General features: G+C 74.2%; 9 protein-coding genes. 6 read left to right on the top strand and 3 right to left on the bottom strand.

Annotation, left to right across the window (positions count from 1 at the left end; translation table 11 throughout):
* Positions 1–80 precede the first annotated feature (80 nt).
* A complete protein-coding gene (locus AB0M28_RS38130; protein ID WP_365415024.1) occupies positions 81–1,313 on the bottom strand; it encodes an FUSC family protein in 1,233 nt (410 codons plus the stop codon).
* Positions 1,310–2,839, bottom strand: coding sequence for a sugar porter family MFS transporter (locus AB0M28_RS38135; RefSeq protein WP_365415026.1), 1,530 nt, complete (start codon positions 2,837–2,839; stop codon positions 1,310–1,312). The genes AB0M28_RS38130 and AB0M28_RS38135 overlap by 4 nt, the downstream gene beginning before the upstream one ends.
* 231 nt (positions 2,840–3,070) lie before the next feature.
* Between AB0M28_RS38135 and AB0M28_RS38140 the strand changes: the two genes are divergently transcribed.
* Together AB0M28_RS38140 and AB0M28_RS38145 are read left to right on the top strand one after the other, a co-directional pair.
* The gene (locus AB0M28_RS38140; RefSeq protein ID WP_365415028.1) at positions 3,071–4,453 is read left to right on the top strand and encodes a glucose-6-phosphate dehydrogenase; all 1,383 of its coding nucleotides are present in this window, start codon (positions 3,071–3,073) and stop codon (positions 4,451–4,453) included.
* Positions 4,454–4,718: 265 nt separating this feature from the next.
* Complete coding sequence (locus AB0M28_RS38145; RefSeq protein ID WP_365415030.1) at positions 4,719–5,084, top strand: transglycosylase family protein; 366 nt, start codon at positions 4,719–4,721, stop codon at positions 5,082–5,084.
* Positions 5,085–5,200: 116 nt separating this feature from the next.
* On the opposite strand, the gene AB0M28_RS38150 is transcribed toward AB0M28_RS38145, so the two are convergent.
* Positions 5,201–6,847 (bottom strand): hypothetical protein, encoded by a 1,647-nt coding sequence (locus AB0M28_RS38150; RefSeq protein WP_365415031.1) that lies wholly within the window; start codon positions 6,845–6,847, stop codon positions 5,201–5,203.
* Positions 6,848–7,031: 184 nt separating this feature from the next.
* Between AB0M28_RS38150 and AB0M28_RS38155 the strand changes: the two genes are divergently transcribed.
* The 4 genes from AB0M28_RS38155 to AB0M28_RS38170 all read left to right on the top strand — a co-directional run.
* A complete protein-coding gene (locus AB0M28_RS38155) occupies positions 7,032–8,033 on the top strand; it encodes a LacI family DNA-binding transcriptional regulator (RefSeq protein ID WP_365415033.1) in 1,002 nt (333 codons plus the stop codon).
* 452 nt (positions 8,034–8,485) lie between these two features.
* Positions 8,486–10,105 carry a glycosyl hydrolase family protein gene (locus tag AB0M28_RS38160; RefSeq protein ID WP_365415035.1) on the top strand — a complete coding sequence of 540 codons (1,620 nt, stop codon included), beginning with the start codon at positions 8,486–8,488 and terminating at the stop codon, positions 10,103–10,105.
* Positions 10,106–10,253: 148 nt separating this feature from the next.
* Entirely contained in the window at positions 10,254–10,958 is a 705-nt protein-coding gene (locus AB0M28_RS38165; protein ID WP_365415037.1) for a class E sortase, read from the top strand.
* Between the two features lie 253 nt (positions 10,959–11,211).
* Positions 11,212–11,536, top strand: a 325-nt coding sequence (locus AB0M28_RS38170; RefSeq protein ID WP_365415038.1) for a hypothetical protein, incomplete at its 3' end; no start/stop codon positions are given.

An 11,536-nucleotide genomic window follows, 5' to 3' on the forward strand; every position in this document is an offset into this window, starting at 1 on the left:
GCCCCCCCGCGCCCCCGCCCCCCCCCCCCCCGGCGGGGGGGGGGGGGGGCCCCCCCCCCCGCGGCGGAACCGGACCGCGATCAGGGCCGCCCGGGAGGCCGCCGCGCCGGCCGAAACCGCCGCGCAGGCCAAGCGGACAACGAAGGCAGCGGAAGCGAAGGCAGCGAAGGCGCCGGAGGCCGCCGAAGCCGAGCCGGATGCCCGATGGCCACATCATCCGTCTGCGACCGAACAGCCTCATCCGCGTTCTCCGGCGAAGCCCCGGAGAACACCAGCACGTCACGCGCAGCCAACTGCACACCCGCCCACACCGCCGACTCGGCCAGGGACGCCGACCGGGGCGACTGCGCCACGACGTCCAACGCCCTCTGCACAGCCCGCCGCCGCACCGCCCGGTTGCCGGGAGCCTTCGACAGCAGCCGCAGCACCCGCCCCAGCTCCCGGACGGGCTCGACGAGCACAGCCCGGTCCGAGGCTTCGAGCGTCGTGGCCTCACGCGCCAGCGTGAGACAGCTGTTGCCGAGCAGATCCAGCCGCAGCGCCGCCGCCCGCTCCCGCCGCACGGGCTCCTGCTGCCCCCACCAGGCCGGCGTGTGCTTCGTGGCGGCGATCGTGTCGTCGCGTACCACCCGCAGATCGGCCAGCGCGGCGTACAGCGGCCGCAGCCGCTCCCACAGCCGGGACTCGGGCACGGGATCGGAGGCCTCGAGCGCCTTCGCGGTGGCGGTGAGCACGTCCGCGAGGTCCTCCAGCATGGCCGACTCCGCCCGCCGCAGCAGCGCCAGCGGATGCGCGGGGAAGATCAGCTGGCTGAACGCGAGCGCGACCCCGCCGCCGACCAGGACGTCGAGCACCCGGTCGATGCCCGCCTGCTGCCCGGCCGCGACGGCGATGACCGCGCTGACGCCCGCCTGCGCCCGGGTGACCCGCTGCCCGCCGACGACCATCACGGCGAGGAGCGCGGCGAAGACGGCGACGCCCATGGCCCAGGCGTCGGTCCCGAGGACGGTGAAGGCGAGCTCGCCGATGACCACACCGCCGATGACCCCGAGCACGACCCGCAGCGCGTTCGCGCCCCGCCGCCCGCGCGGGGTGTTGAGGGCGACGAGGGCCGCGATCGGCGCGAAGTACGGCACATGGTGGTCGAGGAGCCGTACCGCGACCCACCAGGCGACGGTGACGGCGAGGGCCTGCTGCAGTACGGGCCACACCCCGTCCTTCAGCCGCTGCCAGGCGTCGTCCCACGCCTCGCGGAGGGCACGCCGCCCCCTCTCCCTGACTCCGGCGGGGGCCGGGGTCGTACGACGGGTCATCTCCCAGTCCGAGACGACCGAGCCGACCGATCCGTCCCGGCCGCCCCGGCCGCACCGTCCATCCCAGCCGCCCCCTCCGTCCCGTCCACCCCGTCCGCCCGACCCGTACGCCCGAACCGCACGGCGAGGGCGGCCCCGATCTCCTCCGCGTCCCGCCCCCGGGTCTCCGGGAGGTAGCGGCTGACGAAGAGGAACGCGAACGCGCAGATCACCGCGAAGATCCAGAAGGTCTCGCCCTGCCCGATGGCGTCGGCCAGCGGCAGGAACGCGAGGCTCACGACGAAGTTGGACACCCAGTTCACGGCGGTCGAGGCGCTGGACCCCTCGGCCCGTACGGCCGGCGGGAAGATCTCCCCGATGAGCGTCCAGAACACGGGCCCGAGCCCGGCCGCGAAGGCGGCGATGTAGACGACCATGAACAGCAGGGTCAGCACCGAGTTCATGTCGACGACGAACGCCAGCCCCAGCATGAAGATCGACACGGTCATCACGGCCAGCGACCACAGCACGAGCGGCCGCCGCCCCGACCGGTCGACCACCCGGATGGCGACCAGGGTCATGGCCAGGTTGATGATGCCGATGAACACCGAGTAGAAGATCGAGTTCGACGCGCTCAGCCCGGTCCCCTCGATGATCGTCGGGGCGTAGTAGATGATCGTGTTGATGCCGCCGAACTGCTGCACCGCGGCCAGCGTGAGGCCGAGGATCAGCGCCGGCCGTACGTCGGGCGCGAGCAGGCGCCGGGTCCGCTGCCCGGAGGCGAGCGTCTGCCGCTCCCGTTCGGCGCGCTCCTCCGCGAGGCGCTGCCGGGTCCGCTCGACGAGCCGGTCGGCCGTCGCGTCGTCGGTCACCGACGCGATCCACCGGTGCGCCACCTCGGGCCGCCCGTGGGCGATCAGCCACTGCGGCGACTCGGGCAGCAGCCACAGCGTCGCCGCCACCATGAGCAGCGCGGGGACGGCGCCGACGGCGAACATCGCGCGCCACGCCTCGGCACTGGAGAAGACCAGGTTGACGAGGTACGCGACGAGGATGCCGGCAGTGATCATCAGCTGGTTCAGGGTCAGCAGCCGGCCGCGGATCGCCGTCGGGGAGATCTCCGACAGGTACACGGGCACGATCGCCGAGGCCGCTCCGACGGCCAGCCCCAGCACCACGCGCCCGGCGAGGAGCATCGGGTAGCCGGTCGCGGCGGACACCACGACCGTACCGAGGACGAAGACCGCGCCGATGAGACCGAGGATGCGGCGCCGTCCGATGCCGTCGGCGATCCGGCCCGCCAGCGTGGCGCCGACCATGGCGCCGATGAGCAGGACGCTGACGACGCTGCCCTGCTCGAAGGAGTTCAGGTCGAAGTCGTGCTTGACGTAGAGGAGGGCTCCGGAGACGACGCCGGTGTCGAAGCCGAACAGGAAGCCGCCGAGGGCGATGGCGAACGCCCAGAGCCTGATCCGGCGCAGTCCCGCCGGCGGGATCTCGGTCAGCGGGCCCTGTGTGCCCGGTTCCGCGGAAAAACCCTGAGCCATGCCGGCCCTCGCTCCCGAAGTCGGTGGTTGGGCCCATCGTCGCTGGCCGGAGCGGGGTACGGAGGTTCTCGTACGGCCACCCGGGTGACGGACGGTGACGGCCGGACCACCGGATGTGCGCCGGACCGGGGCGTGCGCGACAGTGGGGACCGCCCCGCGCCGCGCCCCTCCGCGGCCCGGAAACCGACGGCCCCCGGCGCGCCCGCGCTCCCCGGCGGACAGGAGACCGACGTGACCACGGCCGTGCCACGGGCGGACGCGATGGTCCTCTTCGGCATCACCGGCGACCTCGCCGGGAAGATGCTGCTGCCCGCCCTCTACCAGCTCAGCCGCAAGGGCCGGCTGACCGGGCCCGTGTACGGCGCGGGCCGCAGCGACTGGAGCGGGGAGCGCCTGCGCGCACACGCCCGCGCATGCGTCGCCGCGGCGGGAACCGTCGACGAGGACGCCTTCGCGGCGTTCGCCGGGCTGCTGCACTACGCGCGGGTCGACTACGACGACGCCGCCACCTTCGACGCCCTTGCCGCCCGTACCCGCGGGCTCGGCTATCTGGCCCACTACGTGGCGGTGCCGCCGTCCGCGTACGCGGTGATCGCCCGGCGGCTGGCCCGGGCGGGGCTGGCGGACGACGCCCGGCTGGTGGTGGAGAAGCCCTTCGGCTCCGACCTGGCGTCGGCGCGCACCCTGCAGACCGAGCTGACCAGGTACTTTCCCGAGGAGCGGCTGCGGCGGGTGGACCACTTCCTCGGCAAGGACGTGGTGGAGGGACTGCCGACGTGGCGCTGCGCGAACACCCTGATGCAGGCGGTCCTGGACCGCCGCCACGTACGCGGCGTGCAGCTGACGCTGGCCGAGGACTTCGGCGTGGCCGACCGGGGCGGCTTCTACGACGCCACGGGCTGCGTCCGCGACGTGGTGCAGAACCATCTGCTGCAGACCCTCGCCTCCTTCGTGATGGAGCCGCCGCGCGGCACCTCGGCGGCCGACAGCCTCGACGAGCGGGTGCGGGCGCTGCGGGCGATCCGCACGGTCCGGCCGCAGGAGTGCGTACGCGGCCAGTACGCGGGCTACCAGGACACCGAGGGCGTGCGGGCCGGCTCGACGACGGAGACGTACGCCACGCTGCGTACCGGGGTCGACACGGAGCGCTGGGACGGCGTCCCCTTCACGATCCGCTCCGGCAAGGCGCTGCCCGTCACCTCCACGGAGATCGTGGTGGAGCTGCGCGCCCCGGCCCCGGCCGGGTACCGCGCGGCGGCCGACGGCGCGCCGAACCTGGTCCGACTGCGGCTGAACCCCCGCTCGGGGGCGTCCTTCGATCTGCTGGCCCAGCACGCGGACGAGCCGTACCGGCTGGACCGCATCCGGGCGGCCACGGACTTCCCGCACCTCACGGGCGGCGACCCGGCGGCGTACGAGCACGTCCTGGACGACACCATGACGGGCGATCCCCGGCGCTTCTGCTCGATGGGCATGACCGAGGAGTGCTGGCGCGTGGTCGGCGACGTCCTCGACCCGCCGGACACCCCGCTCGGCTACACCCCCGGCACCTGGGGTCCGGCGGCGGCGGAGCGGCTGACGACGGGCCGCTGGTTCCCGCTGGAGGGCGGCTGAGCGGCCGGCGCGCCGGGCTCCGGGACCCCCTCCCCGGACACACGGCCTGACCAGGCAATATGCCCTGGTTCAGGACCATGGTCCCGAACCTTCGCCTCTACGCCAAAGGGGGCATGGCGGGACAAAGGCCCTGGTCAGGACACGACGGAAGCCCGTGGTTGCGGGCCCGCCGAATCGGGAGAGTGGATGTTGTGCCCAGGGAGCACACCGCAGCAGCGGGAAGCCCCCCACGGCACGGGTCCTGTCACCGAACAAAGGTCACTACGTGTTCACCTCCGCCCTTCGCAAGTCCCGCACCGCCCGTATCGCCGGTACCGCCGCCGTTCTCGGCGCCGCAGGGTTCGTGATGCTGGGTACCGCAGGCAGCGCCTCGGCGGCCCCGGCCGTTCCCTCCTCCTGGAACTCGCTCGCCCAGTGCGAGGCCTCCGGCAACTGGAACGCGAACACCGGTAACGGTTTCTACGGTGGTCTGCAGTTCACCCAGCAGACCTGGAACGCCTTCGGCGGCCAGAAGCACGCGCCGCGCGCCGACATGGCGACGCCGGCCGAGCAGGTCAACATCGCCAAGAAGGTCCTGGCCGAGCAGGGCATCGGCGCCTGGCCGGTCTGCGGCCCGAAGTCGCTCGCCTGAGCCACGCCGCCTCCTTCAGCGCGCACACACTCCGCCGCCCGGCCGGTCCCCCGAGGACCGGCCGGGCGGCGTTCGTGCGTGCGGGGGCATCGCGCTCTCCGGCCGTCCGCGGGGCCTCAGAGGCCCGTGGAGGTCACGACCACGGCCTCGCCGGCGGCCAGGGTGAGGGTGGTACGGCCGCCCTCGGCGCGGACGACCGACGGCCGGAACCCCGGCCAGGTCCCGTCGGCCGCGACCTCCCGCCCGTCGATGCGCACCCGCGGCGCGTCGAGGGCGCGTACGCCGTCGGGGTCGTACGGGGTCATCCGGTCGACGGCCGCCGCCGGGGCTCGCACCGGCACGGTGACGGTCACCGGGTGGTCGGACTTGTTGATGACGAACACCCGCCGGGCGCCGTCCTCCGTCTCCACCTGCCACGCCTCGGCGGCCCGGGCGCCGTCGGTGCCGACCTCCGCCGGACGCAGGCCGGTGGTGTCCTGGGCGAAGCGCGCGAAGAGCAGGAGAGCGTAGTAGACGGGGGCCGCGGTGGGCGCGCCCATGGCGTCGGTGGGGTCGTAGCGGACCGCGTTGTAGTAGGCGTTGCCCTCCTCGGGGTGGAAGAAGGCGCGGACCTCGGCGTTGTGGAAGTTCACGCCCTGCGCCCCTGTGGCGCAGTCCGCGTTGGCGCCCGGCCGGTCGGGCGGCTGCGGGCACGCGGTGTGGAACATCGCCGACAGGGCGTAGGCGGCGGCCGCCGCCACGTTGCTCACACCGTCGGCGCCGCGTCCGGCGGCGGTGTTCGTCTCCTCCAGCCGGTAGCCGAGGCCGCGCGCGGCTGCCTGTGCGGTGTGCGCGTACACCTCGTAGTCGAGGCTTGCCAGATGCTCGTCGGAGAGCAGGGCGGTGGTGCTCGGGCAGCGGTAGGGCTTGCCGGTGCAGGTGCGGGCCAATGGATAGAAGTGGTCCGAGGCGTACGCCCCGAAGGCGCCGGTGCGGGGTTCCGCCAGCGGGGCCGCGGTGTCCAGGATCCGCGGCCAGCCGTGGAACCAGCGGGTGGCCGCGGTCGGGTCGGCCAAGGTGGTCCAGGGGAGGATGTCCTCGCTGGTGTTGGGGGCGATGACGGGGAAGGGGCCGGTGACGGAGGGATCGCCGTAGGCGGCGAGGTCGGTGAGGTAGCGGTCGACATCGGTGCGGTACGACAGGTCGGGCTCGTTGCCCAGCTCGATGCCCGCGACGAGCCGGGCCGCCGTGCCGGGGAAGGCCGGCGCGACCCCCTGGCTGACGAAGTCCCTGGCGTGCGCGGGGCCCACCCAGGGCCGGGTGTCGCTCGGCGGCGACATCGCGGTGCCCAGGACAGCGCCCCAGCGCGGTTTCCCGCGGTCGTCCCCGTCTCCGGCCGCGTCGAGGGTGGCGCGGAGGTAGCCGAGGTCCTCGGGCGTGATGACGCTGTCGGTGTTGCCCGCGGTGGCGTCGAAGGGCATCTGGTCCTGGGAGGAGCCGCCGATGCGGAGGATGCCGGTGCGGAGGTTGCGCAGCAGGTTGACGAAGGCGGGGCGGGCGTCGGGGTTCATATAGCGCTCGACGAGCGACCATTCGACGCTGAGCCCGACGAAGTGGTCCGGTATACGGCCGCCGGCGGCGGCGGTCGCCGGTGCGGGGCCGGCCGCGGTGGCCGGGTCCCCCGCGGGGGCGCCGGGCGCGGGATCGGCGTGGGCAGGGGGAAGGCCGGCAGCGGCCGCGGCCAGGACGAGCGCGCTGACGAGCACGGATACCCGGCGTTTCATGGCACTCCCTCCGAGTCATGTATATGAACTCGAATCAGGCTTCCGAACAGTTGCCAGACTGTAGGGACGGTCGCGGCAGGGGTCAACCCCCCACGCACCCAACGCCGGAGCAGCCGACAGCGCCCGGCCCGCCGGACGCCCGGGCGGCGAAGGGTGAGCGGCCCGGACGCCGTACAGTCACCGCATGGCCGACGTCGTTCGCAAGCCGACAATCGTCGACGTGGCCCGCGCAGCCCGCGTGTCGACGGCAACCGTCTCCCGCGTACTCAACGGCCGCCGGGTCACCGACCCGGAACTGGTGCGCCGTGTACAGCAGGCCGCCGAGCAGCTCCGCTACCGCCCCAGCGGCACCGCCCGCAGCCTCAAGGCAGGCGTCACCCGGCTGGTGGGCGTCGTCGTGCCGGACCTGGCCAACCCGTCGTTCTCGGAACTGCTGCGCGGCCTGGCCGACGCCGCGGGCGGGTACGGCCACCGGCTCCTCGTCGCCGACTCCAAGGAACGCCAGGACGAGGAGCGCACGCTGATCCACGAACTCGCGCCCCGCTGCGACGGCCTGGTGCTCTGCTCCCCCCGGCTGCCGCTGGAGGACCTCGCGCGCCTCACGGCGGGGCCGTTGGTCTGCACGAACCGCGACGTCGGCGGTTTGTCCATCAGCTCGGCCGGCGTGGATTCGTACGCCGGTATGACCGAGGTCGTACGGCATCTCGCCGCCCTCGGCCACCGGCACCTCGGCTATCTCGCGGGCCCGCCGACCTCGTGGTCGGACGCGGAGCGCCAGCGGGCCCTCGGCGACGCCGCGGCGGCGCTGCGGCTGCGGGTGACCGTCGCACGGGCGGGGTCCACCAGTGAGGACGGTCATGCGGCGCTGCCGGAGCTGCTCGCCGCCGGGGTCAGCGCGGTGGTCGCGTTCAACGACCTGGTGGCCATCGGTGGTCTCGCCCGGCTGCGCGAGCGGGGACTCACCGTGCCCGGCGACGTCTCGCTGACCGGCTTCGACGACATCCCGGTGGCGCAGTTCCTCGACCCGCCGCTGACCACGGTCCGGCTGCCGAACGAGGAGGTCGGCAGGCAGGCGTGGGCGCTCCTGCGGGAGCAGCTGCGGCAGTCGGGGCGGCACGGGGCGGTGCGGCTGGCCGCGCGGCTCGTGGCAAGGGCCTCCACGGGTACGGCCCCCGGGGGCCGGTGACCCCCCGCTTTCCGTCGCCTTCCGCTGCGGGGGCTGCGCCCCCGGACCCCCGCGTCGGCGCTGCGCGCCTCGTCCTCAAACGCCGGACGGGCTGGGATCGGGTCCCTCGCCCCTACGCCTGGTCACCGCCGCGCCGCGGCTGTCGGGCTCCGTCGGTGCGTGCGACCGCACGGCGGAGAGGGACTCGACGCGGAGCGTCGGCCGCCGACGGCATCGCGGATGGGGATGTAACCCCCTGCTCGAACCGGGCGCAGCGGAGTGGAGAGCTCGGGGAGCGCGTGCCGGACGGCGCCCACCCCGGCAAGGTCCGAAGGACGGGCCCTCGCCCGCCGGAGGCCCGACGCCCAACTGACCGATCCTGTCGGAGGCATTGACAAGCCTGCCGCGGGGGCTGCAGTGTGCACGGCTTGAGAAATCGTTTACTGGAATCCGCCGCATCCAGGAGGCCACCCATGCGCACCCGCACCGCACCGGTACCGCGTGTCAGGGCCGCGGCCCTCGTCACCGTCGCCGCGCTCCTCGTCGGCGCCGGCGGCACCGCGTCCGCCGACGACGTCCGGGCTCAGAGCGCGTTCACCGTCGACCTCTCCGGATCACCTTCCGGTCCCGTGCTCGACACCGGCATGCAGGGCTTCTCCGTCGAGTCGGCCGACTTCGCGCACGGCTATCTGACCGCGGACCTGCTCGCCGAACGGCTGAAGACCCTCGGCCCGCACGGCGTACTGCGGCTCGGGGGCTACTCGATGGACCTCGTCTGGCCCGCCTTCGGCGCGTACGAGGACGCCCCGCCGCCCGCGCAGGCGATCGGCGGCACCGTGGACCAGGGCGATCTGGACCGGCTGAAGGAGCTGCTCGACGCGACCGGCTGGAAGGTCACGCTCGGGCTGCCGCTGAAGTCCCTGCTGGACCCGGCCCAGTTGAAGAACCCGCTGCGCGACCCCGCACCGCAGGTGACGATGGACCAGGTCATGGCCGAGGTGAAGGCGGCGCACGCCACGCTCGGGGACGATCTGCTCTCGCTCGAGGTGGGCAACGAGTACGACAACGTCACCACGCTCACCCCGGCCCAGATGTGGGACACCGTCAAGCGCTACCAGGACGCCGTGGACGCCGCCGTGCCGCAGGCCCGGCTGAGGATGAACGGCCCGTCGGCCAACACCGCGGTCACCAACTCCGTGATCGACGGCTTCGCGAACGCCGCGCTGGCCGACGGCGCGGACGCCCCGAAGCGCACCCTCGAGGAGATGTCCTCGCATCTCTACGCGGGCAGCCACTGCGGCACCAGCACGCTGACGATGCCGCAGCTGCTGTCCCCCGCGACCTACACCCGGGCCCGTACCAAGCTCGCGGGTATCAGGGCTGTCGGCGACCGGCTGCACGGCTCGGTGCCGATGACCCTCAACGAGTCCAACAGCGCGTCGTGCAGCGGCCAGCCGGGGGTCAGCGACGCGTACGGATCCTCGCTGTGGGCGCTGGACTACGCGCTGCAGACCGCGCGGAGCGGGGCCGTCACCCGGCTGCAGTTCCACACCAACACCGCGGCGGTCTGCGGCGACTTCAAGGCCCGTGACTCGGCCGAGTACCCCGTCTCCTACCGCTACTACGGCGCCTTCTGCGCCGCCGACCAGGCACAGCTCGACGCCCGCGGGCTGTCGGCCACACCGCTGTACTACGGCCTGTGGGCCTTCCGCCAGCTCCCCCGGGGCCGCTTCGTGGACCTCGGCCTGCCGGACGGGACCCTGGACCGGCTGCGCGCGTACGCCGTGGTGGACGAGGACGGCGTACACCATGTGGTGCTGATCAACATCCAGGACCCCGCCTCGCCGGACGCCACCGACGACACCGTCACGCTCACCCTCCCCCAGGGCTTCCCCGGCGGCCGGAGCGTACGGCTGGCCTCCTCCGCCGCCGCCGGTCTGTCCTCGCTGGACGCCTCCGCCATCACCCTCGGCGGCGCCTCGGTGAACCCGGCGGGCATCCCGGACCACGCCCCGCGGAGCACGCCCGTCGCGGCGGGGGCGCCGGTGACGGTCGCGCCCGGGACGACGCAGATCATCACGCTGGCGGGCTGATCGACGCGGGCGGGTGCTCGCCTTCGCTGCGCGCGGGCGAGCACCCGTTCGGCCTTCCCGGTCCGCTGGGAACGCCGAACGGGCGCTCCTCGTTCCCGTGTTGAGCACCCGTTGCCCGCCCGCGACGCCTCTCCCGGATCCGGCCGCCATGTTCCGTCCCCGAGCCCTCCCAGCCGTACTCGCCGCTCTGCTCGCCGTACTCCTGGCATGCACCCCCGCCGCGAACCCTCCCGGGGCCGAGCCCCACTCCCCCTCGCGGTCCGCCACCGAGCGGCCGCCGCCGGACCGGTCCCCCTCCCCCGCGCCGAAACCCCCGTCCGGCCCGCGCGAGGCCCGGCTGACGATCTCCGCGATCGGCGTCCGCGACCTGCGCGTCGTCCCCTACCGCGGGACGACGGACGACCGGGCGGGCACCCGGATCCAGAACCGCGGTGTCGCCGCCAGTCCGTACGGGCCGCGGGGCGGGGTGGGGCCGGGTGACGTCGGCAACTACCTGATCACCGCCCACCGGCTCTCCGCGGGCGGCCCCCTGCGCGATCTGCCGGACCTGGCACCCGGCGCCGAGGTGCTGATCACCGCGGGCCGCACGGTCTACGCGTACGAGATCACCGCCACCCGCAGGACGTCGTTCCGCTCCCCCGCCTCCCTCGCCGGGCAGCGCGCCGCCGTACCGGGCGCCCCGGGGCGCACCGCCACCCGGCCGATGATCACCCTCTCCACCTGCCTGACCCCGGAGGACAACGCCGCCGGCAACTTCTGGCGCGACGCGAACGGCAACCCCGAGCACCGCGTCGACAAGATCGGAGTCCTCACCGGCGTCCGCGGGCTCCGACAGCCCGGGGACGCACCGTAACCTCCCCGCCACTTCACAACTCCCCCGTCCGGGAGCATTTTCGAAGGGTTCGCGCCCGACCCCCCGCCCGCCGGCCGGCCAGACCGGCGGTTCGTGCGCGGGCACCCCCAACCAGTCCACCGACGGCGAAGGAGCCGTGGAGGAGGCGGTGCAGGTGCGTAGAAGATCTCCTGTAGTGCGCGGAAGACGGCGTGTCTGGCACAGAAGATCTCGTGCGACCAGTTCGGCGGCGGTCCTGGCGACCGCCGCACTCGTGCTCACGGGCGGGCCCGTCGACACGGCGGCCCCCGCGCAGGGCGGCGCCCCGGGAGCAGTGCAGGTCCTCGGGGAGGAGCACGGCCCCGGCGACAGGGACAACCGCAAGGGCGTCCTCGCCCCGACCGCCGAGCAGCGGGACGCGGCGGGCGACGCCGGGGCGCGGGCGCGGTGGAACGCGCTCGGCACCCCCGCCGCGCTGGTCGCGGCGAAGGGCCCGCTGGCCGGCGGGCTGCCCGCCGAGCCCGTCGCGGCGGCCCGGGCGTGGCTGGCGGGGCCCCGCGCCGTCGGGGGGGTGGGGGGCCGCGCCGCGGCCCCCCGCG

The sequence above is a fragment of the Streptomyces sp. NPDC051940 genome, from assembly GCF_040680895.1.
Taxonomy (GTDB): Bacteria; Actinomycetota; Actinomycetes; order Streptomycetales; family Streptomycetaceae; genus Streptomyces.